The organism is Nitrospira sp., from assembly GCA_030653545.1.
Taxonomy (GTDB): domain Bacteria; phylum Nitrospirota; class Nitrospiria; order Nitrospirales; family Nitrospiraceae; genus Nitrospira_D.
The window spans coordinates 38,146-63,017 of sequence record JAURZE010000024.1; the positions used below are offsets into that span (position 1 = coordinate 38,146).

Sequence of the window (24,872 nt, forward strand, 5' to 3'; positions counted from 1 at the left end):
CCCGACAGCCGAATGCGATGCAAGGAAGCATGGCCTAGGTTCAGATCCTGACATCAAGCACCGCATTTTCCGCTCCAAAGCCGTCGCCGGAGGCTTCGCCCGCCAGGGGATCGGCGATCCATTGTTTCCCGTCGATCACGAACATGTATTGATACCGGCCGGGCTTCAGGGAAATCGTCGCCGTCCACATGCGCCTTCCGACCGCTCCAGCTTCGTCTGCCCGGGATTCCACCCATTGAAATCACCCGCGACTGCGACCGACTGCGCGCCCGGTTGCAGCAACACCAGCCGGACGAAGACCTTGGCCTCTATTGCCTCCCAAGCTCCCAGTCATTCACCCCGGCACCTGAACCACCGACACCGGATATACCGCGAGCGACGAATCGTCCACTCACTCGCTTCCGGCACAATGACCGTCCAACCCTGCCGTTCGCTTCACATCGTCACGAACCAAGGTTGATGTGCACCCGGATAGCAGCAGAACACCTGAGAGAATACATACTCTTGTTTGTGCATAGACCTGTCGCATAGCCCCCTCCTTCCAACCCTGTTTGATGGGTTAGACGAGGGAGCATGGGAAAGGTAAACAATCGGCTTTAGCGAATATCCTGAAAGAAGGCTCTGGGGAGGACGGGCAGACGGAATTCGACATGGAGGATGATGAGGAGAACGCGGAGAAAGCTTCTCCAGACACCCATCTTCAAAAACTTACGCGCATCGGTGACGACGGGAGGCGACAGCAGCAGCGGAGTGGTGACCGTGATCAGGCGTTCACAAAACGCCACGTCTTCAAGAATCGGCCGGCTGGGGAATCCTCCGAGTTGCTCAAACAAGGCGCGGCGGACAAAGAGTGCTTGGTCCCCATAGATAATCCGGCTGCGGATACAGCGAATGTTGTCTAAGAGTGAGATCAGCTTCAACCGCCAGTCGTCACCAGAAAACTGATGCATGAATCCACCGGCCTGGATCGCCGTCTCGAACTCCATCTCGTTTAACCGCTGAATCGCCCCGGACGGCAACAGGGTATCCGCATGGAGGAACAGCAGCCACTCCCCTTGCGCGATGACAGCTCCGGCATTCATCTGGGAGGCCCGGCCTTTCGGCGCCGTGAGCACGCGCACCGCGGGGACCGCGCCAGCCAACTCCGCTGTTCGGTCTGTGCTCCCGCCGTCAACGAGAATGACTTCGTAGTCACCAGGTTGCACCACGAGCGCCTGAAGCGTCGCAGGCAGCGCCTTTTCTTCGTTATAGGCGGGAATGATGACGGAAACCATAGTGCACACTTCAGTGATCGGCCGCTAAGACTCTGCCCTCGGTTCCACCAGCCACTCTGGCAGAAACTTCCGGACATCCTGTGCCCAGGCCGTGGGATCTTCGGCGATGGTTTCAAATAAATCGCTCAGCGCCAGCACCATCTGATCGGTCAGCGCGAGGTAGTCTTGGGCACGGCGGCTCAGGGTCACTGCATCGATACGACCATCGGCCATGGCCCGTTCCAGCATGCGCCGGCCGAAGCCATGATGGGCTTCTTCTTGCTGCAGCAGGATGCGCCGTAGCCGGCCGAAAGGAGCGGCGCGTTTCACCAACCCGTCCTCGATGCGCGTGAGAATCGCCTCTCCCAATCCTTCGAGAATGACCTGCTCGGCCAGGACGGTTTCGAGCAAGTCCTGACGGGCCAATGCATCATCGAGTATCTTCCGATACGCTTCCAAGGCCGGAAGAAACGGCGCGTCGCCCAGATGTTTTGGCGCGAGCCAGGCAATGGCCCCCCGAAACACGAACGCATGCGCCGACTCCTGCCGGGCCTGGCTGAGGAGGAACCGACGCGACGGCGCGTCCGGCGCCAAAGCAGCCTGCGCCTGCGCACACTCGTTCGCCATCCGTTCACCATGCTCAAGAAACGTCAGCAGCCGCGCGATTGGCACTTTCTCATCGGGGCCTACCAGCACACATCACCTCTGCGGTACGGGACCGTTCAGACTCCAGTCATAGTCGAGATACTCGATGCGATACGAATTTTCCGTGAGATCATGAGCTAATTGTTCATCAGCGATATACCGCGCCACAAACCGCAGCACGGAGCCGGCTTGCGCGGAAAAGTCGTCCGTAAACCAATCAAAGATCTTGGAGAGATAGGCAACCCTGTTGTCTCGATCAAACCGGTTCCTGGACGGATCATTGATAAACCCGCGCGTCACCTGCTCAAGTTGCTGCTCCAACGGTGTCCGGTCATAGGCCCAGGGCTGTAACTTGGGGCAGGAAGCGGACGCACAGACGATCGCGAAGTGCATCCGCGGCTCATGAAATTGCGCAATGAGAATGTCCCGCTCTAGATCGTACAGATTGATCGAGGCCCCTCCCGCGCGATAGGCTCGCCCGATGAAGTACCGATACCGCCCGGCCCACGTCCCGGGAGAATAGCCGTCCAAGATCCCCTTGATGGCGTAAGCGTTATAGGCATTGATCCAGAGCGCCAATCGATCGTCTTTCGGCAGACTATTCGGATCGACACGGTCCAAGTGATCCAGATACTGCGCGAACCGCCGGTCATCCATAATAGCCGGATAATCCACCACCCCGTCCCGCACATGCGCCTGCAATACCTGATCGAACGGCTGATGAGAGAATTCTCCCGGGGCCAAGGGCATGGCTGGGCGGTAATTCGTGGGCACCGTCGAACAACCGCCCAGCACCGCAATCAGCACAATCATCGCAACTCTCATCGCAACCCCTCCTGTGCCCCTCACAACGTGACCGGCGTGCGCAGCGCTGTGAGTGGATGCCGCACAATCGATCCGACAATCCGGCTGTCGAGCCGATTGCAGGATGATCTTCCCGAGCAGCTCGCAATCTTGTCCCGATCGAACCCTGCCAGAATATCACTCAAGGAGGCCGTCAGCAGATTCCCGGAACAGGGCAAGGAGAGACAGGGCGCCACGTTGCCGGATGCATCGATGGCGATACTATAACGCCCCGCATCACAGGGCTCCAAATCATGCCCCTGCAACCAGCGAACATTGTCTTCAGTAAAGCGCTTCAGTGATCCCGACGGGATCAGCGCCTCATCGAGCAACTGCTGGAAGAGCATGCCGGCTTGTTGCCGCTGGTACATCAACGCCGGATCCTTCTTCCCGTACAGTCCCACCTCCCAATGATAGGCGCCGACCACCGGCAACATTCCTTGCTCCGTTGCAAATCGGACGACCGCGGGAACCTCGGCTCGATTCAGTTCGCTCACAATGCACACCAGACACTTCTGATGCGGATACTCTTGGAGCAATGCGATCCCCTCACGCACCTGATCGAGTTGATCGGCACCGCGAATCTGCCGATACCGTTCGCGATCCAGCGTATCCAGGCTCACGGATATCGTCACCCGATGCGGCGCCATTCTGTCCAGCAACGGTGGCGTCAACTTTGTGCCGTTGGTGATGAGGGTAATGAAGAAGCCTAAGGCGGCAAGGTCCTCGATAATCTCCGGCAGGTCGCGGCGGAGCAACGGCTCCCCGCCCTGGAGGAAAACCATGCGCACTCCGTCCCGGTAGAGCCCGGTGAAGACCCGCCGGATCTCATCTCTGGTCATTTCATAACGGCCTTGATTGAGCGGCAGATTGCAGTACCCGCAATTCGAGTTGCAGCGCAAACACACCTGAAAGACGGCCAGCAACGGTTTGCCTCTAAGGAGGTTACGGACCGGAGCATAGAGTGTCCGAATGACGCCCATTCTGATTATGTCCCCATCCGATTACACACATGCCGACCGGTGCCATATGCTGTCATCCTGATCAGATTTGCACGGGGTACGGCCGTTTTTTTTCCCCTCACCATGTGGTCTACGTGTCCCTCCTTAGAACCACATCCTAACCTATTGTTTCTCCAGGAAGTCCTCGACAGCCCGCTTTCGGCATGTGCCTTGCTGTATGGCAAACCAAGAACTATGCACCGTTCATTTCTAAGGAGGTTGTCGATGAAGAGCCAGATGAAGAGCCCCATGATGACGATCGCTGTTGCCGCCCTCGCCATGGTGGCGCTGGCCGCTGCGCCGGCGTTGGCCAAAGATAAAGAGGCGAAGAAGAAGTCGTCCGGCATGCACCATTCCTCTGCCGCAGCTGCCGCCTCGTCTACCGGCCATATTCCTGAAGTCGGCCATGCGCCAAAGGCAGGCGAGCACGACTCAAAGCCGGGTCCGGCCTGGAAGACCGTAGGCGGGACGCTCAAGCACGTGGATGGTAATGCGTACATTGTTGAAGACTACGAAGGCAATCAGGTGAAACTGTATGTCGGCCAGGGGACGAAACACATCAAGCAGAAGAAGGTCGGGGACACGGTCCGCGCCGAGATCACGCGGGGTGGCTTCGCGAATTCCGTGCAGTAACGATGTTTGAATCCGCGCACCCACCCGGGTGCGGAACGGTCCTCGAGGGGGGCCGGCCCTGTACAGGCCGGCCCCCTTTGCTTTGCCCGGAACCGGCTATCGATTACTTTGCCGTCTTCCTGAATTCAATATCCCCGTAGAACGCGACCGCCCTCTCCTTGGTATTGTCCGTATCACTCATGATCGCGACCCCATTGATCAACGGAGGCTCTTCGCCGAACGCCTTTTTGTAGTCTTCATAGATATTCCGCTCCTCTTCTACCCACATCCCCACTTTCGACGGTCCGCTTTCGACCACAATCATCTGAGCAAAATCCGTATAGGCATTCTCCACGATCGTGCCGACCGAGGTTTTTGTCTCCCAGATATAGTTCAACGCGCCGATGGGAATGTCGCCGAAGAGCGCTCGGCCCGCCTTGTACTTCAACTTCCTCCCGAAGCTCACATGGTCGGGATCATAGGCAAACGTAATATAGAGCCGGGCCGGGTAATCGTCTCCATCCTTCCGGCTCACGTCACTATGCTGAAGCAGATTCTCGACCTTCCAGCGCCAGCGGACAATGGGATAGTCTTTGGGATTGATGGCCACTTCCTTCGTCAGCCCGGAGGCTGAAGCGTCACTCGTGGCCCTCACCACGACCTGCTCACCCTCTTTCACCAGCGCATATTCCGTCTGCTTCGGAATCTTCTTGAACGTCAGGGGTTTCCAGCCGCCAGGAAGGCCTGTCCCGGGCTGTTCCGAGGAGAACTTTCCAACCTCGATGACCGGTGCAGATTGCCCCCAGGACATTACCTGACCACCAAGGCTGCCTGAGATCAGAACCGTAAGCGCAACCACCCTCTGCAAGGCCGTCATGCCGTTCCTCTCCTACCTCCTCATCCAGGCGAAGAGTTTCACGAGCCGATTCCTCGTCGCCTGCGTGAAATGCGCCTTGCGCCAGAGATTGACCACCTTCTTATTGACCTCCGCCTGGGTGGGATAGGGATGGATGGTCCCGGCAATCGTCTTGGCCCCGAGTCCGGCTTTCATCAAGACGGAGAATTCACTGATCATCTCGCCGGCATGCGCTGCCACAATCGTCGCTCCCAGGATCTTGTCCGAACCCTTTTGAATGTGAACCCGCGCAAATCCTTCGTCTTCGCCGTCAAGGATGGCACGGTCGACTTCATCCAACTTGAACGTATAGGTTTCGACCTCGAGACCTTTCTCCTGCGCGTCTTTCTCATACATCCCGACGTGTGCAATCTCTGGGTCCGTGAACGTGCACCAGGGCATGATCAGCGAATCCACGCTGGCATAGCCTAAACCGAACGGATGGGGAAACAGGGCATTTTGGATCACGATCTGCGCCATCGCATCGGCAGCGTGGGTAAACTTGTGGCGGGAACAGACATCGCCCGCCGCGAAGATGCGTGGATTGCTGGTCTGCAACCGGCCATTCACCTTGACGCCATTCTTATCGAACTCGACCCCGACCGCATCCAGCCCCAGCCCCTCCACATTCGGAATGCGGCCGACACCCACCAAAATTTCATCGACCGCCACATCGTACTGTTGGCCATGGGAATCAACCGTGAGACGCTTCACGCCGTCCACCCTGCTGACCTTCAGATCTTTGCCGCAACAAAGGAGTTGCACCCCATCCTTCACCATCTGCTGTTCCACGATCTGCGCCGCATCTCGATCCTCATTCGGCAGAATGCCGTGCTGGGTTTCGATCAAAGAGACCTGGCTGCCAAACCGGGCAAACGATTGCGCTAACTCGCACCCGATCGGCCCCGCGCCGATCACCGCGAGACGTGGCGGCAACTCCGTGAGAGAAAACACCGTTTCATTGGTGAGGTAACCCGCCTCTTGCAGCCCGGGAATCTGTGGCGCGGAGGCGCGCGCGCCGGTGCAAATCGCCGCTTTCACAAACTGCAGCGAGCGATTGCCGGCCGGCCCTTCGACCGTCACCGTCTCCGTCCCTGCGAACCGCGCGTTGCCGACAAACACATCGACGCCTAGATTTTTATAGCGTTGCGCCGAATCATTGTGGCTGATCTTCGCCCGTAGCTTTCGCATACGCGCCATCGCCGCACCAAAGTCATACTTCACGCCGGCGGGAATGTGCAGCCCGAACTCAGCGGCATTGCGGAGGTCGGCCCAGGCCCGCGCAGCGCGAATCACTCCCTTTGACGGCACACAGCCTACATTCAGGCAATCTCCGCCCATCAGATGCTTTTCGATCAGCGCGACCTTCGCGCCCAAGCTCGCGGCAATGACAGCCGTGATTAAGCCGGCTGTCCCAGCCCCAATGACTACCATGTTGTAGCGACCGGGCGGCTCCGGATTGACCCAGTCAGCAGGATGCACATTGGCGACAAGCCGCTGATTATGCTCATCATCCGGCAGCATCAGGCTCTCATCTTGCTGACTCATCCGCGCGCTCCTCTAAATTTCTTATAGACCGTCGGAATGAGGGCCAACAGCCCCAACAGCACAAAGGCCCCAATGACATTCGGCGAGGCGATTTCCTTCAACGAGTTGATCGTTCCCAACTGCCGGCCGGCGTAGGCATAGACGAACGAACCCGGAATAATACCCAGCGCCGTTGCCGCAACATAGGTTCCCACGTTCATACGGGTGAGGCCGGAGACCAAATTCACTACGAAGAACGGGAACAAGGGAATCAGGCGCAAGGTCATCAGATAACTGAACGCATTGTTGGTAAAGCCCTGCTGAACGGGTCCCAGCCACTTCCCGAACTTCTGCTCCACCCAGTCGCGCAACAGATAGCGCGCCGTTAGGAAGGCCAGCGTCGCCCCGGTCGTCGCGCCAAGATTCACAAAGAGGGTGCCCAGGATACTACCAAACAGAAATCCTCCGGCCAGCGTCAGAATGACCGCACCCGGCAGGGACAAGCCCGTCACCACGATGTAGGTAAGGATGAAAAGACCGACCGCCGTCGCATAATTCGCCTCGGTGAAGGCCAGCAAGTGGTCTCGATTACTTTTCAAGGCGTCCAGAGACAGGACCCTTCCCAGGTCGAAGTAGAAAAATAGTCCGATAGCCACGACGATACCTGCCATCATGGCGAACTTACTTCCGTTTGATTGCTGGGATGGGTTGGTCGTCGGCGCTTGGCTAGTCATAGCGGCTTCATGGAGTATCATGGGGACTCCTCTCAGGTCTGTCAATGGAACAACCTGCCCGTATAGTCGACGCCGCCGCCGGTTTCTTACAGGAGGGGCGCAGACCAAGCCGCACATGATCGCTATGAAGAGGTACGGACGGGGTTGGTATCTGGATGTGGGTGGCTGAAACAGAATGAGGACAACGGACCAAAGTCAGAGGAGCCTGCTCAGGGGAAGGGGTCTGGCCTGACCGGCCGGTTCTGCGTGCAAATCTACGGGCGTGGGAGTCGAACCGCCGTGGCGGCACCACTCAGCGCGTTACCGACGTCGTTCCACCAGGCATGTTGATCGTGGCAGGAACGCCCACGGATATCGCCACGGTCAGACTGTTGCAGGCGAGAGGCGCACGGATCCTGGCGAGAGGTCTCCGCCAGGTTGTTGGTCGAAGGAGGGGGAGTTCCGGCACACCCGAAACTGATAAGCAACGCCACACAGAGTCCAATCCGCATCCACCCCTCCCTATCATGCCTACTACGCATACCTAGTGCCTCTATCGGCGGAAGGAATATTTTCCTGAAGCATCGACAGCCTGACTGATCTACGGCCACTGATGATCAGCGAGGTCGCGCTCAAGATCGAGCCGGCCCAAGGCCCGCTCAAACGGATCGATCGAGCCGTCTCGATTCTTGTCGAGTTCCTGGAAATGCTCGTGGAGCAGCGCGCCGGCATTCGGGTTTGGAACCCCTCCCTTGCCATGCTCGTAATGCGGGGTATACCGCTGCGGCTGCTGAAGCATCCCATGATAGGACACGTCAGGCTTCGGCGTAAGCGTGGCCTGCGGCCTGAGCGGTTTGGTTGCTCGCGCACGGCGAGGCGCGCGGCGGACAGACTGTTCCTTTGTCGGCCCCTTGCCCTTCTCCAGGGCAGGACCCTTCCTGATGCGCTGTTTCTGGGAAATCCCCACATCCTTTTCTATCGGGGCAGACGAGCGCGATGTTTGCTGGCTGACAGCCGCACGATTGCTGGCAACTCCTCCACGTCCCACTGAAGCCTTACGCTCAGCCCAGGCAACGCTCTCCTCCGCCGCCAAGGCCGACACCAGGACGACCACGAGCACGGCCAAGTCAGCGGCAGGGCGATATCGTCTCACAAGAACTTTGCGCATAGGACGGGATCTCATAGAGGTATACAAGTGTAGCAGGCCCTATTGTGCCCCCAGGCCGTCGATTCGAGAAGGAAATTCCACGTCTGTGAGATGGTCGAGCACAGCGGATCAATCGAGGCGACTTGTCAAAAGAGGCCTGATTCCCGTACCCTTCGACTGGAGGCCAGACTATGGACGATGAATCTCGGTTAACACAATCCAAAGAGCAGTGGGCGAAAGCCCGGCGCGGAGGCGAAGAACGTGAGGTCTTCTATGAAGGCGACGACCGGCTTCCTCCGGGACAACATCTCGTCGAAACCTTTCCGGTGCTGGACCTCGGATTCAAACCGGACATTCCCCTCCAAGAATGGACATTGACCATCGGCGGGTTTGTCACGACTCCGGTCACCTGGACGTGGGAACAGTTTCTCCAACAGCCCCATATCCAAGACCGTTCGGATTTTCACTGTGTCACCTCCTGGAGCCGGTACGACAACGACTGGGAAGGCGTGAGCTTCCGGCAGATCATCTCCGTCGTGAAACCGCTGTCGCTCGCCAAATTCGTCCTCTTCAAATCGTACGATGACTACACCACGAATCTGCCGATCGACGTCTGCGACGATGCCGACGTGCTACTGACGTATAAGTGGAACGAGAAACCGCTCACCAAGGAGCATGGGGGCCCGGTCCGTGTCATTGTCCCGAAGCGCTACGCTTGGAAAGGCGCAAAGTGGATCAAGGAGATCACATTTTCAGATAAGGATGAAAAGGGATTCTGGGAAGTGCGGGGCTACTCCAATACCGCGCTGCCGTGGAAGAACGATCGCTACGGATAGCTGATTATTTCTTTATCCAGCCGCCGGGCCCCTCAACCATATTCCCGGGCTTCGTATTCTGAATGGCCTTCTCTCCAGCCAGGGTCTCGACGGAATTCACACTGGTACCATTGCGTCTCGCAATCTCTTCGTAGGCCTGCTTCCGCTTCTGATTGATGTCGCTGACCAGCGCCTGCACTTCGGCGTTCCCTCCGGTCACCGCACCCAAGTACCCGTTGGCCTTTTCTCCTACCTGCCCCTTGGCTTTCGCCTCCTCCAGCGACAAGGCCCAGGCGGGAAGGCTGATCCCCACGCAGAGCGCCACGAGAACCACACCAACCATCATGCGTATGCGGGCCATCCTCATCTCCTTTGCCGATCGTTAAAACAGTCCGCTGTTGTTAGACAGGACCTGATCAAGATCCTTATCGACCTTCACTCGGATCTCATGATCGATCTTCACATTCAAATTGATGGTAATCGGCTTCTCTGGTGCGGCCACCTCTACACGGGGCGTGCAGCCGGCCATCCCCCACAGAAGCCAAAGCCCCATCGCAAGTCTTACCCCACATCGTCTCATGATATCCCCCTGCCTCGTCATCGTCGTTGCATCTTGCCTTGAAGCGATTCTTCAATATCCTGCACCAGGCGGAGACTTTGCAAGAGCGCGGGAATATTTTCCTGGACGGTCACATTGAAATGGATAGGGGGACTCTTTTTCATGTCTGGATTTCTCCCCACCAATTGCGCCGCCAACTGCAACACCCCGTCTTCAGCGTACTGCACCCCGGCTCTCAGGACCGTGTACTGAAAATTACTGAGCGCCTGCGACACCAGCTTCATACTCGAATCCGCGTCGGTCAGGAGGGCGGCGGACTCCGGTGAGGGCTGGTAGCGAATCACCCCGCCTGGCGCTTCTGCTTCCACCGTCCCATCCTTGACACTCACCCCTTTCGCCGTCACCGTGAGCGGGATTGTCCCGTTCAACAGGCCTGTCCCTTGCAACCCCTTTTGCTGTTCAAGACTCAAGAGCTTCGCCAGATCAAATCGCCGCAACGACAACACGAGTCGGTGGGGCGGCTTAGCGGGGTCAAGGTGAAGACCGGGACTCGTGACAGATCCTCCGAAGAGACTACCCTGAAAATCCTTGAGATCGAGCACCGGCCAGAGATCTGACAACAACCACTGCAGGTCGGCTGTCACGGACACATTGGTCAGCGCCACCCCCGTCTGGATGGCCGCCACATTCACCACCGCCGGCTGACTCGATCTCACCCGTTCAAAACCCTGGAGATCAAAATCCAAGGTCGTGTTGATTCCCTGGACCGCCATCCCCTGGACCGCGGCGGACAGTTGTTCCGCCTGAATCGTGATCTTGCCAGGCTGGAGCACAACCGATGTCGAGTCCTTCGATCCACTGGGTGTCCACGCAACATCCGTGCTGGCCGTTATCCGACCTGCCGTAAGATCGAACGAAGCGGGCAGACCGGACACCCACTTCTGCAAACTATTCGCTCCTGAATCGAACTGGAGTGGCCCGAGCACTAGTCGTGCCGATCCATCCCCCCCTCCAAACGATTGCGCAACCGTCCCTGTGACAAGGCCCTCTCGCCCAGGAAAATCTCCCCGCACATCAGCCTTGAACCCGACCTGGTTCGCTGCAAACTTTACCTGCCACGCAGACGGCGGAAGCCTCACTGGTAGCGGCTCGACTCGCACCCCGTCCAGATTGATACCGCCTTGGGCCGTCCAGGAACTTCCTTCTGACTCGACACTCTCAAGCGTCACGGTCCCCTCTGCCAACTTTACATCATATCCGGCCGAGCGAATGCCCTGCGTCCCGATCCGAAGCGACCCCGGACCGGCCGTGCATCGCCCGGATTTCAGCGCGCAATGGACCGGAATCGGCGCAGCCACTTCGACGGTCGCGGACGACATCGCCACAACTCCCTGTTGAAACTGCTTCACCGTCATCACGGAAGGCACGTGCAAGGTGCCATTCACGTCGCGCTGCTTAAGCACCACGCGTCCCCACAGATCGCCCCGGGCTTCTCGCACTGAGACCCCCACGATCAAGCTGGGCGGTACCAGCCCCCGCAAATGAAACTCCCCCTCGGCCGATACGAGGTCTTGGCCGATCAGGTCCGCATGAACGGCATCCACTTCAACGACCAGCGGCCCCGTCACCGCCCCATAACTTACATGGACCGGACCATCCACCGTCAGGCGAACCGGCGACTCTGACCAGTAGAGGGCCCCCTGAAGCGGCTGGCGCTGTTCGACACGAATCGGCTGATCGCCGCGCGGCAGCAACGACTTGACCACATCCGGCACAAAGCGAGGCTGCATATTCACCGTCGCCGTTCCCAACACGCCAGGATCAATCGTCCAGCCCAGCCGCGCCGGAGACCCCGAAAAATTCCCGGACGAAGACACGGCAATCCGCTTGGCCACGCCTTTCAACGCCGGCAACGTCACCGTGGTCTGAAACGATCCTTGGAACATGGATTCAGGACTGTCACGAAGCGCACTCAGTGCCGCGCTGGACGGAGCCATGCCCGTCCATGCGACGGACACGTGCCCTGACACTTGGCTCAGCTCCGGTCCGATCGGAACGGCCAAGGCAATGAACGGAGCCATCTCTCGAACATTGACCTCTAGTTTTCCCTCGACCTGCACCTGCCCGTCACGCGCCTGCGCCGTCGACTGCCAGGTAAGAATCGGGGCGGCCTGCGGCCGTTGCGACACCAACGTCGCCGCCCACGTCGTCGCTGAATGACCTGTCAGAGAAAGGATGTACGACGCCGTCTCCCGCCCCTGAAACGACAAGCGGCCTCCGAGTTCACCGTCCCGCTGTTCGATCACACCCTGAATCGCCACTCTGCGAAGCGGACCTGTCGCCTGCTCACGAAAGACCGTCACCTGGCTCAGCTCCACTTCCTCGAAGGGCAACACCGGAATTCGTCGCAGCAGATCACCGGCCGTGAGCACATTCCATGGGGATCCGCGTCCCTCTTCCAACACAGTTGCGTCGACGGGTACGCCAGTGGAAGACGGGTCCTGATTGTTGAGCATCTGAATAGCCAGATACGGCAGCACCACCCGCGAGACTCGACCGTGCAAGAGATCAGGGAGTTGATACTCGACCTGAACGTTGGTCACAGACACCATCAAGACTTCATCGCCCAAATCCAGTTGAAACGACACGACAGGAATCGAGAGCTCCTGCCATCCGGGATATCCCAACTGCACAATGACATTCCGATACCCCTGGCGACTCAGCCACTGCGTCACTCCGTAAGACACCAGTAAAGGAGCCAGGAGATAGACGCTCAGGAGACCAGTGAGCGCCAATACCAGAATACGTTGATAGCGATAGCGAAGCATGCCGACAGGGCCCATCCTCTCTTTGGACGCGTTCAGGGTTGTCGACCAATGGCCCCTGCCCTGTCAAGGGCCAGGCCAGCCAAGGGGTCCTCGTGCTCCGCATGCCGCGTATTTCCTGATGACAGCAGGATCTCCCTCTCGGTACTATCCCGTCCCATGACAGTAATCATGACCACGCCGCAGTTGACGACGATCGTCCGCGATCAGATCGTCAAGATCGAGTTCTGGCCCATCGATATCCCGATCACCGACCCATTCGTCGTCGCGACCGGGGCCCGTGTGGTCGCGGAAAACATCTTCGTCCGTATCACGCTGCACGACGGAACACAGGGCTATGGAGAATCTGCGCCCTTCCCGGAGGTCGGTGGAGAGACTCGCGAATCCTGCCTGACCACTCTCCGCCAGCTCTCCGCAACGTTGATCGGCGTATCGGCTGGACACTATGCCCTGCACGCCGCCGACATGGCACAGGCCGCTCCCGCTTATCCTGCGGCCCGGTGTGGGCTTGAGACGGCTATGATCGATGCGCACTGCCGATCGACACAGGTTCCCATGTGGCAGCTCTGGGGCGGGCAAGACATCCGCCCGCGGGAAACCGACATCACCATTCCCATCGCCACCCTTGAAAAATCTGTAGCCTTAGCCAGCGGCTGGTATGCACAAGGCTTTCGCCTCTTCAAAATGAAAGTGGGCAATGATGTGGAGCAGGATATCCGTCGACTGGAAGCGGTACATCATGCACTGCCGGGCATTTCATTTATCGGCGATGGGAATCAGGGGTTCTCTCGTGAGGAGTGCCTGGCATTTGCCAGAGGTGTCCGACGATTCGGGGGAACCATGGTCCTCCTCGAACAGCCGGTCGTGCGGGACGATCTCGACAGTATGACGGCAATTCGTCGGGACACCGGTATCCCCGTGGCCGCCGATGAGTCGGTTCGCTCACTGGCGGACGCCCGCACCGTGATCGCGCAAGCTGCGGCAGACTACATCAATATCAAAATCATGAAGACGGGCGTGGTCGAAGCGGTCGCCATTGCAGAAACGACACTCGCAGCCGGATTGAAATTGATGGTGGGGGGAATGGTCGAAACTCGCATCGCGATGGGCTGCTCGTTCAGCCTCGTCCTGGGAATGAAGGGTTTTGCCATCCTGGATCTCGATACGCCATTACTCTTGGCGACTGACCCCGTGCAAGGGGGCTATGGTTATCGAGGGGCTCACCTTGAGCCCTGGGTCGGACCCGGCCTCGCTCTCGCTGCCCAGCCAAACCACAAGGTTGAAACCGTCCAGTAATCATCTCTATTTTGAGCTCATCCCGATGGATTGGTTCGAATGTGTGACGGTTCGCTGACCGCTACTGGCTGAAGAGCTCGATCCCAAACTCCCACCGGCCAGCGGGTCATCCCCCAATCCTCCTCCGTCTCCAGACTGTGACCCCGCAGAGCCTCCCGACCCCGGCAGAGACCCCGCGCTGCCGCCTCCCGCCCCGGAGGACGCCGCTGTTGCAGGCACCACCGACTTATCCACGGTCATATGTCCATCCTGATACTGCGTCAACACAAGTCTCGTCGATCCATCCGCATCCCCCTTCGCATAGGCATAGGCCTGATAGGCGATCCCATCGGTCCCTCCAAGAAATCGCATTCCGACTGAATAGAATTTTAGCGGAGGAATGGGATTGAAGCCGATCGCACCCAAATCGCCGGCGAAGGATCCGCTCTGAACATGGTGAAGCTGCTGCAACCGATGGATCTCCGTCAGCGCGACTTCTGCTTCGACTGATTGCGCTTTCTTGGTGAAATGGCGGTAGGACAACATGGCCACCGACGCAAGAATCCCGACGATCGTGACCACGACCATCAACTCGATGAGCGTGAAACCCTTCCGGGATACAAGCGTAGCCTTCATAGATCAGCGGACCTGCTTAAACGAAAACTCGCCGAGGACCTTTTCAAGGGACGCTGCTGCCTGCTGTACCTTCTGAACGGACTCCGGACTCTCCAGTTGGTTCGATGCCAGAGCCGCCTGAATCACTGCCGTCTGGCGATGGATGTCTCCAAACGCCTGTTCGACCTTGGCCAGCGCCTGGTTGGCCGTTGATGCCAGCTCATCCAGGCGATCGGACTGCCTAAACTGCAAGCGCCGGCTCAGATTCCCCTTCGCCCATTCCTGGATACTCTGGTCTAGCTGGACCAGCGGCCCCGCCACCCGGCGGGTCAGAACCAGGCTGAAAATGACGGCCCCAAGAAACAGGACCGGCACGGCCACCGACACAGTTTCGCTGAGCAACAACATCTCGCTGGCGGCGGCCTGACGCTCTGCAAGCGAGCCGCCGCCGTACAACGTGATCATCGGCCCAAGATGCGGTCCGTAAAAGGCCAGCGTGAAGAACAAGGTGGAATACAAAAAGAGCATGAAGCCAACCCAGGCCGCATACCCCCGTTGCACGCGATGCAGAAAAAACCCTTTCCGATGTTCCTGCGAGGACGGCACCGTCAACGTCGCGGTAGGCATAGCCCTCTCCCTTCGAACCGCCTGGCAGAGATCAACTCCTGGATGCCAGGCATTATCGGGAAGGCTACCACCGGAAGGTGGCGGCACCAAGCAATTCAGTTATTTGAGTGGGGAAAGGCAGCCATGGCGCTGGCAGGAAGAATCATGCGACCGGGGGAGACAGGTCCGGCTCCTGGCAGCGCTTACAAAATAGTAGCTGGCCAAGCTGGCGCTCCCGGCCTTCCGGTGTGAGCACCCAGGGGCGAGAGAAGAATGGCGGTTGATGGCGCACATGCTGCCCATGGCCGCAAGCCAGGTCGGCGACCCAGTCGCGATACTCATCCAGGTGGTACCCGACGATCGGTTGATTCATACGCGCTCAGCAGACATCCAATCAGCCGCCCGCGATTCCTTGTTCGCTGGCGAACGAGGGTTACCGCTTTTCAAACGGCCGTTCCGGGCGTTCTGAGGCCGACACAAATCCCCAATGCTCTTCCGCATCCTCATCAAACGCTCCAACGAAGATGACGTCTCTCTCGAGGTGCCGGAATTCCGAGAGCGTAATACTGCACTGGCGAACGTCGATCACACGGGCATCGAATTGTCCGACGACATAGACCTGGGCCTTGGCCGTAACATACACATTGCGGCGACTGGTGTGGCCGGTGTCGGGGAAAAGGTCTACCGTCTCCGTGCAGTTACCCACGCGCTCGATCGTCATGGCCAGATTATGCCGGGACAGAAACGGATCGGTAGCGACTCGCACGACCGTCAGCCGGAGACCGGTCCCTGGGATTTCAGTGGACGCCGGTTCCGGCACACCGCTATTACACGCGCTCAACAAGCCAATCGCAGCGACGAGGATATACCGCCGCAGGAGTCGCATTACTTCGCCGCCGGAATCTTCGGGGCAGCGCCAATGGCATCCAGACCCGCTTCGGCACAGGCATCGTCAAGATGAGTCCCGGGCGCACCGCCGACACCGATCGCACCAACCACCTCTCCACCGATCTCGATCGGCAATCCGCCGCCCAACATCAGAATCTGCTCATTCATATCCCGCAACGCCTGTAGCGTCGGCGTCCGGCTCATGAGATCAGCCAATTCGCTCGTCGCACGACGCAAACTCGCTGCGGTGTACGCCTTCTTTCGACTGCTATCAATGGTATGAGGACCAGCTCCATCCGCCCGTCCCATCGCGCGCAGCAAGCCCGCGCGATCGACGACCGACGCGCTCACGCGATACCCGTCTTTCTTGCAGGCATCGACAGCAGCCTGAGTGGCCCGTTGAGCCAGGCTCAAGGGCAAGACTGATTCTTTCGGCATCTCCTGGGCGACCGCAATGCCAGACCCGAACATCAGACTTCCAACAAGGGCAGCACGCCGCAGCAACATGTGATCCATACGACACCCCTTTGTGTATAAACAATGAGCGCAAGCGAGAATGAATCAAGAGAGTAGTAAGGCGGCCGGGGACTGTCAAGCACGTATCATCCCGCGGAACGGCCTTGATCTCCTCGGAAGACTGCTCACGAAAATGATTGGGAGAAAATACTGCCACGGACGGGAAAAGAAGAGCGGAGGAAGCGCAGGACTACATCCAAACGACACGTTCCTGATTGAGGAGATAATCGATGACTTCGATACTCTCACGCATCTGGGTCTGAGCCTTATCGGACATCGGGAGGACCGCTCCGACGAGCTTCCCAGACTCCATGTCTTCCAGAGAAGGGATTCCGTCACCGGATCTGGTATCGAAATCCTGTCGGAAGCTGGCCAATGGGAACCTCCTGGTAAATGCTTATCGGCCCTACTCTCGGTTTTCTTGAGAGGCGTGAGGTCGGGAGAGCAGAACCGTAGAGAAAGCATACCACACGGTTTCAATCTGTCAGGGACACAGACCATCGCGTGATGTTTCAACGACTTTAGCGCTTGGAGGAAAGCTTTTGAACGGGAGGAAGCGCACCGAGAAATGGGAACTGGCCTCTATTAAGAGCCCCGCTATCTGACCGAAGCCGGAAATCGTCGTGCTCCGCATCGACGAAGCGAGGATCCCCTAAAACGTCCGAATCCTGTTTCAAATCAGGCGCGGGAGTATTCGGAGATCCGGCGCGCATGTAGTCACCTTCGCTGTTAAACAGCGCATTGAACGAGGTCGTGACCCGGCTGGACGGAGCGACCAGAAAACCGACCTTATTCAGGCCGATAACATTTCCGGACGCATCGCTCTGGGACGCACCGAGAAAGGCTGCTCCGCCTCCGTTTTTCACAAGAGTGTTGCCGACCAGCGAGGCCTTCGCCTTGTCGTTCACCACGACGGCTTCGAACAGACTCCGGAAAATGACATTCCGTTCCAATCGCACGTCCGACTTGCCGGCGACATTCACCCCATGGTCGTTGTCATGAATCACATTGCCGACCAGGACAGCTTGTGAGTCGGAAAATTGCACGCCCGTCGTCTCGCTGCCGCCGATTACACAGTCTTCAATGCGCACATCCTGCACCTGCTGCCCGAAGAGCATCCCCTTCACGTGAAGGTTGCGCAGCGTGATCCCCTTGCCGTTAAAAATCCCGAGCGCGTGACCGCCATGCTCATTGATCGTCAACCCACTGATTTCGATATTGGTGGCCCCATACGGCCACTTCCCTACGTGCAGCACCCCCACAAGGTCTTCGCGACCCAACATCGTGACCTTGTCCACTCCGGCCCCGATCAGCTTGATCTTGTCCTTGCTGTGGATGGTGAGGTCTTGGGCATAGGCGCCAGGCTTTAAGAATACCGTGTCGCCTTTCTTCGCGGCATCCACGGCCTCCTGGATCGACGTGAAGTCTCCAGTGCCATCGAGCGCGACGGTAATGGTTCGAGGAGCCGTTACTGAAGGCTCTTCCGCCCAAGCCGGACTGGCCAAACTCAACAAGCACCCGATTGCGAACATCAGATTACGCATAGGTTAGGTCTTACAGGCGCACACAGCAGCCTGTCAACCGTGTTTCTTGTGGGGTCGGCACCCCCGTGATAAGCTCCGCCGCCATGATCCTAGTGGGACTCACAGGCGGCATCGCCACCGGCAAGAGTACGGTCGCCGGCATGTTCAAGCGCTGCGGTGCCGTGATCATCGATGCCGATGCGCTGGCGCGGGAAGTCGTTCAACCAGGCAAACCAGCCTGGAGGGAGATCGTCAAAACATTCGGCAAAACGGTCCTGAACCCTGATCGCACATTGAATCGCCCGGCCCTGGGTGCGAAGGTCTTTGGGCATACTGCCCAGCTGCGCCAACTGGAGCGCATGGTCCACCCTCGCGTCGCGCGTGAGCAGCAGCGACTGACGCGCCTGGCCGCCCTAAACGATCCGAATGCCGTGGTGATCTACGATGTCCCCCTCCTCTTCGAAGCCGGCATCGACGCGCGCGTGGACACCACCATCGTCGTCACGGCCGATCGCAAAACCCAGATCGCTCGCCTCAAACTGCGCAACGGCCTCTCCCGCGCCGAAGCCCTTCGACGGATCAAGAGCCAGATGCCGCTGACAAACAAATGCCGCCGCGCCGACTATGTGCTAGATGGAACTCTTTCGCTTCCACAACTCAAAAATCAGGTTCGGTCGCTGTACCGATCAATACGTACGTCAACCTGACTTCCCCTCCCCATGCATTCTCTTTTCTCACTGTGTTAGATTCCATTCCCATGCACAACGTTGTCATCATTGGTTCAGGACCGGCCGGATTGACCGCCGCCATCTATACGGCGCGCGCCAATCTGTCCCCCCTGCTCATCGAGGGCTGGCAATCCGGCGGTCAACTCACGACGACGACCGAAGTTGAGAACTATCCCGGTTTCGCCAAAGGCATCATGGGCCCGGAGTTGATGAAAGAAACCCGGGCGCAAGCCGAGCGGTTCGGCACCGAGTTTCTCACCGGCGATGTCACAGCCGTGGACCTCGCACAACGGCCGTTCACCTTGACCATCGATGGGGAACGAACCGTCCAAACCCAGACGGTCATCATTGCGACCGGCGCCTCGGCCATTCCGATCGGCCTCAAAAACGAATCAAGACTGACCGGCCACGGCGTCTCCACTTGCGCGACTTGCGATGGCTTTTTCTTCAAGGGAAAGGAACTCATCGTCGTCGGCGGGGGCGACAGTGCACTGGAGGAAGCAAACTTCCTGACCAAATTCGCCACGAACGTTTCGATCGTCCATCGGCGGGACAAACTGCGCGCCTCAAAGATCATGCAAGACCGGGCTCTGCATAATGAGAAGATCAGTTTCATCTGGAACACGGTTGTCGAAGACATCCTGGGCTCGGAAATCGTCACCGGCGCGCGGCTCAAGAACGTGGTAACCGGAAAAATCACTGATGTTCCTTGTGCCGGCGTCTTTGTCGCCATTGGCCATCGACCCAACACCGCGCTCTTTGCAGGGCAGATCGACATGGACGAAAAGGGGTATATCCGGACGCACACCGGCACGGCTACGAATGTCCCGGGCGTCTTCGCCGCCGGCGACGTGCAGGACTCGACCTATCGCCAAGCCGTCACCGCCGCAGGCTCCGGCTGCATGGCCGCCATCGACGCGGAACGTTTTCTAGAAACACCTGGCCATAACCTCTGAACTTCCTGGGGATGCTGAAAACAGTCGTCCAACAAGGCCGCAGGCGAGACAAACACCGGAGGCGTACCCTCTGGGGTACGTTGAGGATGTTGGCAAGCCGAGAACGAAGTTGGCGGCTGTTTTCAGCATCCCACTAACACCATGCGCTGCGCCATCGTCCACTACCACGAACTTGCCCTCAAAGGTCGCAATCGCGACTACTTCGAGGATCTCCTGGTTCGCAACATCCAGTTGGCCCTCAGCGATCTTGGGGTCAGGCAGGTCGAAAATCTTCGCAGCCGCATCCGGGTGATCCTTCCGTCAGAAGCCAACCGTGACATCATTCGCCAGCGGCTGTCCCGCGTCTGCGGCATTGCGAACTTTTCACTGGCCGACTCCGTCCCGCTCGATCTGGCGCACCCCAACTTCGAGGCTCTCAGCGCGGCCATCATTGACGAGCTTCGAACGAAATCCTATTCAACCTTCCGCGTGACGGCGAAGCGCGCCGATAAGCGCCTGCCGTTGACGTCAATGGACGCGGAACGCATCGTCGGCGCTGCCATCCACGAACGGACGGGCAAAGCCGTCAGCCTCAGAGACCCCGACATCACCGTCTATCTTGAGATGCTTTCCCGGGATGTCTATTTCGCAATCGAAAAGACCCCGGGCCCCGGAGGCATGCCGGTGGGAGTGAGCGGCAAAGTCGCCTGCCTCATCTCCGGCGGGATTGACTCGCCGGTCGCGTCCTACCGCATGATCAAACGCGGCTGCCGCGCTCTCTTCGTTCACTTCTCGGGCCGGCCACTCGTCAGTCGCGACTCGGAAGATAAGGTCCGCGATCTCGTGCAGACGCTCACCGCCTACCTGCACAAGTCCCGGCTCTACGTGATTCCTTTCGGAGAAATTCAACGCGAGATCGTCCTGAACACCCCGGCGCCGTTTCGCGTGGTGCTCTATCGCCGCATGATGCTCCGGATTGCGGAGGAACTCGCGAGGCGGGAACAGTGTTGGGGCCTCGTCACCGGAGACAGCTTAGGCCAGGTGGCGTCTCAGACCCCTGAGAACATTTCGGTAGTCGAAGAGGCGGCAGGGTTGCCGATCCTCCGGCCGCTCATCGGCATGGACAAACTGGAAATTACGGACGATGCGAAACGGATTGGCACGTACGAGACATCCATCGAACCGGATCAGGACTGCTGCAAACTGTTCACCCCGCCGCACCCCAGCACCAAGACACGCCTTGAGGAACTCCTCACCATCGAACGCGCGCTGGATATCCCCCGTCTGGTGAAACAGGGAGTCGAGAAAGCCGAGCTGTCGGAATTCATCTTCCCTGCGTAGCCCGGACCAACGCCTTCTCTTTGACAATCCGAAAATGCGTTTCCAGCTCCTGGCGCATCGCGACGGCAATGACCCAATCGGGCACAAACGTCTCAATCTCGACCAGCAACTCGAATTCCGCCTTCGTGTGTGTCCCGCCTTCTGCCGGAGACAAGGTCCACACGCGGCGATATTGCTTGAAATCTCCGCCCTTCAGTTCGGTCAACAGCCCACCGGTCACCAGCGTCCGGGACTCGCTCAGCAGACGCCGCTCGCCGGGGAGCAGGGCATGTTCGATCCGGATATCGGTAAACACGCTGCCTGGCTGCTCACGAATCTCCGCCATCCGCATCCGCGTGTCAAAAAGGTTTGGCCAGTGGGCATAGTCAGTCAAGAGCTGCTGTATGATCCCCGGTTCGACCGGAAAAAGCACCGTGGCTGTCGCCTTTACCCCGCCGGTGGCCTGCACCTTCACCTCAAGCGAGACAGGATCACCGGGCCAGCACCAGATCGGGCTCAAGACACCTATCACGGCGAGATACGAAAGCAGTCGTTTGACCATGGCGCGATTATACCGGCCCCTCCCAGGGCCCGCGAGCAGGAATCTCAATTGACCGGGGCAAATCACTCTGTGCTAGGATGCATCATGCATCGTGCGTACTCAATTCTGCTGTGTTTGTTCGTGACGACCGGGCTTCAGTTTCCCCTGGCCGATACCGCCTCTGCCCAGCTGATGCAGGAATCGACCGCGACCACCGAACAGTCCTGCAGCTTCGGCATGGGAAAAGGTGAGCCCTCCCACAGTTGCACTGTGCCGTTTCCCCCGGGCTGCCGGGTGGCCCAGGCCCCAGGCTCCTCCAAACCCTGGACGACCATCTCAACCGGCGGCCGACTGTTATGCCGATTCGATGACAAACAGACCGACTGGAAGACCAAGATCACCGGAGCCTGCAATCGCTGCCAGTCCGGTCATTGTTCCGCCCAGTTCAGCGTCCGCTACGATTGTTCGCCCCAACAGTAATCCTATGCCCCTCACTCGGGCGATCAAACAAGAAGCCCTCGCGCTCGGATTCGACGCCGTCGGGATCGCCCGCGTCGACACCCCCTGCTCCCCGCAAACAACGCTCGCCACACGGCTGACCCAGTGGCTCCGGCGCGGCTACCACGCCACCATGGCCTGGATGGAGCGAGCGCCGGAGAAACGGGCTGACCCGCGCATCGTCTTACCTGGCTGTCGCTCCATCATTTGCGTTGGAATGAATTACCTGACCGACGAACGGGCCGACGAACAGCCGGGATATGGCCGCATCGCCCGCTATGCCTGGGGGCGGGACTATCACGACGTACTCGGCGCGAAACTCAAACAGCTGGAAGCACGAATCGCCACATTGGCCCCTCAAGCGATCACCCGGTCCTACGTCGATACCGGGCCGATCATGGAAAAGGCCTGGGCCGAACAAGCAGGGCTGGGCTGGATCGGCAAACATTCCAATCTCGTATCCCCGGACCATGGATCCTGGCTGCTTCTGGGAGAAATTCTCACGACCCTGGAATTGGAGGCCGACGAACCGGCAACGGACCTCTGCGGGAGTTGCACCCTCTGCATGCAGGCCTGTCCTACCCAGGCCATCACAGATCCGTATGTCGTCGATGCCAACCGCTGCCTCTCCTATCTAACGATCGAACATCGCGGAGAAGCCGCCACGATCCCGACCGACCTGCAGCGGCAATTCGCCAATCATATTTTCGGCTGTGACGATTGCCTTGATGTCTGTCCGTTCAATCTGCGGGCGGGCTTCACGCGGGAACCGGCTTTTCAGCCCTCACCGCTCACACAAGCGCCCTCTCTGGAAAAACTGGCCCATATGGATGAGGCGACCTTTCGTTCATCCTTTCAACACAGCCCCATCCGCCGGGCAAAACTGGTCGGACTCCAACGAAATGTAGCCATCGCCAGAGCAAACCAGCCGCCTTCTCCCTGAGTTCGGCCCCCCCCTCCCCCTCTTTCATTCGGCCACAATGAGGAGTAGGCTATTTCTAGTCGATCGGTGGTTCGCCAGGAGTCCTAACCAAGGAGCCCTCCGAATGAACCCTACGACAGTCCTTCTGATTTCACGTGATCCTCACATCCGGCGTGCCCTTGAGCAGGTCGTCCCCTCCCATACCACTCTGCTCAACGTATCCGATGTGGCAGCGGGCCTACGAGAACTCCACCGTCAGAACCTCGCACTCATTCTGTGCGAAGGCAGCCCAGAAACCGGCAAACCCCTACTGCACCAGACCATCCTGCATCCAGGTTCTCCACCCGTCATTCTGATCGGACCGCGTGATTCGGCACGAGACGCGGTCGATGCCATGCGCGCCGGCGCCGCTGACTATCTGACCGCGCCTATCACGGTAGCCGACCTTGATGCTGCCGTTCGCCGCGCACTGTCTCTATCGAGCCCGCCGCTCACCGCCAAGCGGCCGGCGGACCGCTTCGACCTCATCATCAGCCGGTCCCCGCAGATGCAGCTCGTCAAACAATTGGCCCGTGAAGTGGCGCTGACTGACGCCACCGTCCTGATCACCGGGGAGAGCGGCACGGGCAAGGAACTCTTCGCCCAGGCCATTCACTATGCCAGTCCACGAGCGCTCGGCCCGCTCATCGCGCTGAACTGTGCCGGCATTCCCGAACATCTGCTCGAATCGGAACTCTTCGGCTATCACCAGGGCGCCTTCACCGACGCCAAACACACGAAGCCCGGACGGTTCCAACTCGCCGAAGGCGGCACGTTGTTCCTCGACGAAATCGGGGAGATGAGCGCCGCGGCTCAGGCCAAACTACTGCGGGTCCTCGAAGATCACACGGTCGATCCGCTCGGCGATACGCACAGCCACAGGGTAAACATCCGAATCATCGCCGCGACCAACGAAGACCTCCCGGCTCATATCAAGACCGGGCGATTCCGTCTCGATCTCTACTATCGGCTCAATGTGTATCAGCTCCGCATTCCTCCGCTACGCGAACGGCTGGAGGACATCGAGCCGATCCTGCATTACTTTCTGGCCCAAGCGCGCCGCGACCACGGCTGTCGCATCACCGGCATCAGCCCGGAGGCGTCAACCGTCCTCCGGCGTCATCATTGGCCGGGCAACGTCAGGGAGCTTCACAACGTGGTCGAGTGGCTTACGATTACCTGCAAGGCCAATCATATCGAACCCCAGCACCTCCCGGCCTCCGTCAAAACCGGCAAAGCGCTCGAGCAGCCGAACGCCGAACTCAAGCCCTCTCTGCTCGCCTTCGGTCTGTCGTTTCAAGACATGGAGAAGAAGCTGCTGGAGGAAGCCCTCAGCAAATCAGGCGGAAATGTCTCAGAAGCGAGCCGCCTTCTCAAAATCACACGAAATACCCTACGCTACCGTATGGCTAAGCACCACATGTCCTGATTCCCGCCCACTACCACCGCCGCACGCGACACGCCGCAACCTTTGAGTACCTGTCTCAGAGAACGGCCATATCCTCCGAAATCCTGCCTGCTCACTGCGACTGAGTACTGACGGGTCAGACTCAATACTGTCCGGCTTTTCACAGGGCTCAAGCCTCAGGCAGGAGCACCGATAAATAAGACACGCCATCCGACCCACCGCA

The 24,872-nt window shown here is 58.9% G+C and carries 30 protein-coding genes; 9 read left to right on the plus strand and 21 right to left on the minus strand.

The window, feature by feature from the left end; genetic code table 11:
• Positions 1 to 40: 40 nt before the first annotated feature.
• The 5 genes from Q7U39_10280 to Q7U39_10300 all read right to left on the minus strand — a co-directional run bounded on the left by Q7U39_10280 (position 41) and on the right by Q7U39_10300 (position 3,724).
• On the minus strand, positions 41 to 190 hold the full coding sequence (locus tag Q7U39_10280; GenBank protein MDO9118336.1) for a hypothetical protein: 150 nt from the start codon (positions 188 to 190) through the stop codon (positions 41 to 43).
• A 406-nt stretch (positions 191 to 596) separates the two neighbouring features.
• On the minus strand, positions 597 to 1,274 hold the full coding sequence (locus Q7U39_10285; GenBank protein ID MDO9118337.1) for a TIGR04283 family arsenosugar biosynthesis glycosyltransferase: 678 nt from the start codon (positions 1,272 to 1,274) through the stop codon (positions 597 to 599).
• Positions 1,275 to 1,298: 24 nt separating this feature from the next.
• A complete protein-coding gene (locus Q7U39_10290; protein MDO9118338.1) occupies positions 1,299 to 1,949 on the minus strand; it encodes a ferritin-like domain-containing protein in 651 nt (216 codons plus the stop codon).
• 3 nt (positions 1,950 to 1,952) lie between these two features.
• Entirely contained in the window at positions 1,953 to 2,723 is a 771-nt protein-coding gene (locus tag Q7U39_10295) for a DUF547 domain-containing protein (protein MDO9118339.1), read from the minus strand.
• A gap of 20 nt (positions 2,724 to 2,743) precedes the next feature.
• On the minus strand, positions 2,744 to 3,724 hold the full coding sequence (locus Q7U39_10300) for a radical SAM protein (GenBank protein MDO9118340.1): 981 nt from the start codon (positions 3,722 to 3,724) through the stop codon (positions 2,744 to 2,746).
• Between the two features lie 243 nt (positions 3,725 to 3,967).
• Between Q7U39_10300 and Q7U39_10305 the strand changes: the two genes are divergently transcribed.
• Positions 3,968 to 4,375, plus strand: a complete 408-nt coding sequence (locus Q7U39_10305; GenBank protein MDO9118341.1) for a hypothetical protein — start codon at positions 3,968 to 3,970, stop codon at positions 4,373 to 4,375.
• Positions 4,376 to 4,478: 103 nt separating this feature from the next.
• Here Q7U39_10305 and Q7U39_10310 read toward each other — a convergent pair whose 3' ends face one another.
• The 5 genes from Q7U39_10310 to Q7U39_10330 form a co-directional block, all read right to left on the minus strand.
• On the minus strand, positions 4,479 to 5,231 hold the full coding sequence (locus Q7U39_10310; protein ID MDO9118342.1) for a DUF3047 domain-containing protein: 753 nt from the start codon (positions 5,229 to 5,231) through the stop codon (positions 4,479 to 4,481).
• Between the two features lie 12 nt (positions 5,232 to 5,243).
• Positions 5,244 to 6,797 carry a mercuric reductase gene (locus Q7U39_10315; GenBank protein ID MDO9118343.1) on the minus strand — a complete coding sequence of 518 codons (1,554 nt, stop codon included), beginning with the start codon at positions 6,795 to 6,797 and terminating at the stop codon, positions 5,244 to 5,246.
• A complete protein-coding gene (locus Q7U39_10320; GenBank protein ID MDO9118344.1) occupies positions 6,794 to 7,531 on the minus strand; it encodes a TVP38/TMEM64 family protein in 738 nt (245 codons plus the stop codon). The genes Q7U39_10315 and Q7U39_10320 overlap by 4 nt, the downstream gene beginning before the upstream one ends.
• 233 nt (positions 7,532 to 7,764) lie before the next feature.
• Positions 7,765 to 8,001 (minus strand): hypothetical protein, encoded by a 237-nt coding sequence (locus Q7U39_10325; GenBank protein ID MDO9118345.1) that lies wholly within the window; start codon positions 7,999 to 8,001, stop codon positions 7,765 to 7,767.
• Between the two features lie 89 nt (positions 8,002 to 8,090).
• On the minus strand, positions 8,091 to 8,657 hold the full coding sequence (locus tag Q7U39_10330) for an EF-hand domain-containing protein (GenBank protein ID MDO9118346.1): 567 nt from the start codon (positions 8,655 to 8,657) through the stop codon (positions 8,091 to 8,093).
• A 170-nt stretch (positions 8,658 to 8,827) separates the two neighbouring features.
• Here Q7U39_10330 and Q7U39_10335 point away from each other — a divergent pair, with 170 nt between their 5' ends.
• Entirely contained in the window at positions 8,828 to 9,472 is a 645-nt protein-coding gene (locus Q7U39_10335; protein MDO9118347.1) for a molybdopterin-dependent oxidoreductase, read from the plus strand.
• A 4-nt stretch (positions 9,473 to 9,476) separates the two neighbouring features.
• Here the strand turns inward: Q7U39_10335 and Q7U39_10340 are convergent, their stop codons facing one another.
• Genes Q7U39_10340 through Q7U39_10350 form a run of 3 tightly spaced genes read right to left on the minus strand, consistent with a single transcriptional unit; the run spans position 9,477 to position 12,838 of the window.
• The gene (locus Q7U39_10340) at positions 9,477 to 9,812 is read right to left on the minus strand and encodes a YdbL family protein (GenBank protein MDO9118348.1); all 336 of its coding nucleotides are present in this window, start codon (positions 9,810 to 9,812) and stop codon (positions 9,477 to 9,479) included.
• A gap of 21 nt (positions 9,813 to 9,833) precedes the next feature.
• Positions 9,834 to 10,031 carry a YnbE family lipoprotein gene (locus tag Q7U39_10345; protein MDO9118349.1) on the minus strand — a complete coding sequence of 66 codons (198 nt, stop codon included), beginning with the start codon at positions 10,029 to 10,031 and terminating at the stop codon, positions 9,834 to 9,836.
• A 17-nt stretch (positions 10,032 to 10,048) separates the two neighbouring features.
• Positions 10,049 to 12,838, minus strand: a complete 2,790-nt coding sequence (locus tag Q7U39_10350) for a YdbH domain-containing protein (protein ID MDO9118350.1) — start codon at positions 12,836 to 12,838, stop codon at positions 10,049 to 10,051.
• Positions 12,839 to 13,006: 168 nt separating this feature from the next.
• Here Q7U39_10350 and Q7U39_10355 point away from each other — a divergent pair, with 168 nt between their 5' ends.
• Positions 13,007 to 14,131: a dipeptide epimerase gene (locus Q7U39_10355; GenBank protein MDO9118351.1), complete on the plus strand. Its 1,125-nt coding sequence runs from the start codon at positions 13,007 to 13,009 to the stop codon at positions 14,129 to 14,131.
• A gap of 6 nt (positions 14,132 to 14,137) precedes the next feature.
• On the opposite strand, the gene Q7U39_10360 is transcribed toward Q7U39_10355, so the two are convergent.
• The 7 genes from Q7U39_10360 to Q7U39_10390 all read right to left on the minus strand — a co-directional run bounded on the left by Q7U39_10360 (position 14,138) and on the right by Q7U39_10390 (position 18,279).
• The gene (locus Q7U39_10360; GenBank protein MDO9118352.1) at positions 14,138 to 14,746 is read right to left on the minus strand and encodes a prepilin-type N-terminal cleavage/methylation domain-containing protein; all 609 of its coding nucleotides are present in this window, start codon (positions 14,744 to 14,746) and stop codon (positions 14,138 to 14,140) included.
• Positions 14,747 to 14,749: 3 nt separating this feature from the next.
• Complete coding sequence (locus Q7U39_10365; GenBank protein MDO9118353.1) at positions 14,750 to 15,352, minus strand: methyl-accepting chemotaxis protein; 603 nt, start codon at positions 15,350 to 15,352, stop codon at positions 14,750 to 14,752.
• 142 nt (positions 15,353 to 15,494) lie between these two features.
• The gene (locus Q7U39_10370) at positions 15,495 to 15,704 is read right to left on the minus strand and encodes a DUF3565 domain-containing protein (protein ID MDO9118354.1); all 210 of its coding nucleotides are present in this window, start codon (positions 15,702 to 15,704) and stop codon (positions 15,495 to 15,497) included.
• A 60-nt stretch (positions 15,705 to 15,764) separates the two neighbouring features.
• On the minus strand, positions 15,765 to 16,217 hold the full coding sequence (locus Q7U39_10375; protein ID MDO9118355.1) for a hypothetical protein: 453 nt from the start codon (positions 16,215 to 16,217) through the stop codon (positions 15,765 to 15,767).
• On the minus strand, positions 16,217 to 16,735 hold the full coding sequence (locus Q7U39_10380; protein ID MDO9118356.1) for a heme-binding protein: 519 nt from the start codon (positions 16,733 to 16,735) through the stop codon (positions 16,217 to 16,219). The genes Q7U39_10375 and Q7U39_10380 overlap by 1 nt, the downstream gene beginning before the upstream one ends.
• A gap of 190 nt (positions 16,736 to 16,925) precedes the next feature.
• A complete protein-coding gene (locus Q7U39_10385) occupies positions 16,926 to 17,111 on the minus strand; it encodes a hypothetical protein (GenBank protein ID MDO9118357.1) in 186 nt (61 codons plus the stop codon).
• A gap of 145 nt (positions 17,112 to 17,256) precedes the next feature.
• Positions 17,257 to 18,279 (minus strand): pectinesterase family protein, encoded by a 1,023-nt coding sequence (locus tag Q7U39_10390; GenBank protein MDO9118358.1) that lies wholly within the window; start codon positions 18,277 to 18,279, stop codon positions 17,257 to 17,259.
• Between the two features lie 83 nt (positions 18,280 to 18,362).
• Between Q7U39_10390 and coaE the strand changes: the two genes are divergently transcribed.
• From coaE to thiI, 3 genes are all read left to right on the plus strand, one after another.
• Positions 18,363 to 18,965, plus strand: coding sequence for a dephospho-CoA kinase (gene coaE / locus Q7U39_10395; protein ID MDO9118359.1), 603 nt, complete (start codon positions 18,363 to 18,365; stop codon positions 18,963 to 18,965).
• Between the two features lie 50 nt (positions 18,966 to 19,015).
• Positions 19,016 to 19,942, plus strand: a complete 927-nt coding sequence (gene trxB / locus Q7U39_10400) for a thioredoxin-disulfide reductase (protein MDO9118360.1) — start codon at positions 19,016 to 19,018, stop codon at positions 19,940 to 19,942.
• A gap of 141 nt (positions 19,943 to 20,083) precedes the next feature.
• Positions 20,084 to 21,262: a tRNA uracil 4-sulfurtransferase ThiI gene (gene thiI / locus Q7U39_10405; GenBank protein ID MDO9118361.1), complete on the plus strand. Its 1,179-nt coding sequence runs from the start codon at positions 20,084 to 20,086 to the stop codon at positions 21,260 to 21,262.
• On the opposite strand, the gene Q7U39_10410 is transcribed toward thiI, so the two are convergent.
• Positions 21,246 to 21,803: a hypothetical protein gene (locus tag Q7U39_10410; GenBank protein ID MDO9118362.1), complete on the minus strand. Its 558-nt coding sequence runs from the start codon at positions 21,801 to 21,803 to the stop codon at positions 21,246 to 21,248. The two genes, thiI and Q7U39_10410, sit on opposite strands and share 17 nt — an antisense overlap.
• Before the next feature lie 84 nt (positions 21,804 to 21,887).
• Between Q7U39_10410 and Q7U39_10415 the strand changes: the two genes are divergently transcribed.
• From Q7U39_10415 to Q7U39_10425, 3 genes are all read left to right on the plus strand, one after another.
• The gene (locus Q7U39_10415) at positions 21,888 to 22,262 is read left to right on the plus strand and encodes a hypothetical protein (protein ID MDO9118363.1); all 375 of its coding nucleotides are present in this window, start codon (positions 21,888 to 21,890) and stop codon (positions 22,260 to 22,262) included.
• Between the two features lie 4 nt (positions 22,263 to 22,266).
• On the plus strand, positions 22,267 to 23,223 hold the full coding sequence (queG, locus tag Q7U39_10420) for a tRNA epoxyqueuosine(34) reductase QueG (GenBank protein MDO9118364.1): 957 nt from the start codon (positions 22,267 to 22,269) through the stop codon (positions 23,221 to 23,223).
• Between the two features lie 103 nt (positions 23,224 to 23,326).
• Positions 23,327 to 24,670, plus strand: coding sequence for a sigma-54 dependent transcriptional regulator (locus tag Q7U39_10425; protein ID MDO9118365.1), 1,344 nt, complete (start codon positions 23,327 to 23,329; stop codon positions 24,668 to 24,670).
• The last annotated feature ends 202 nt before the right edge of the window (positions 24,671 to 24,872 follow it).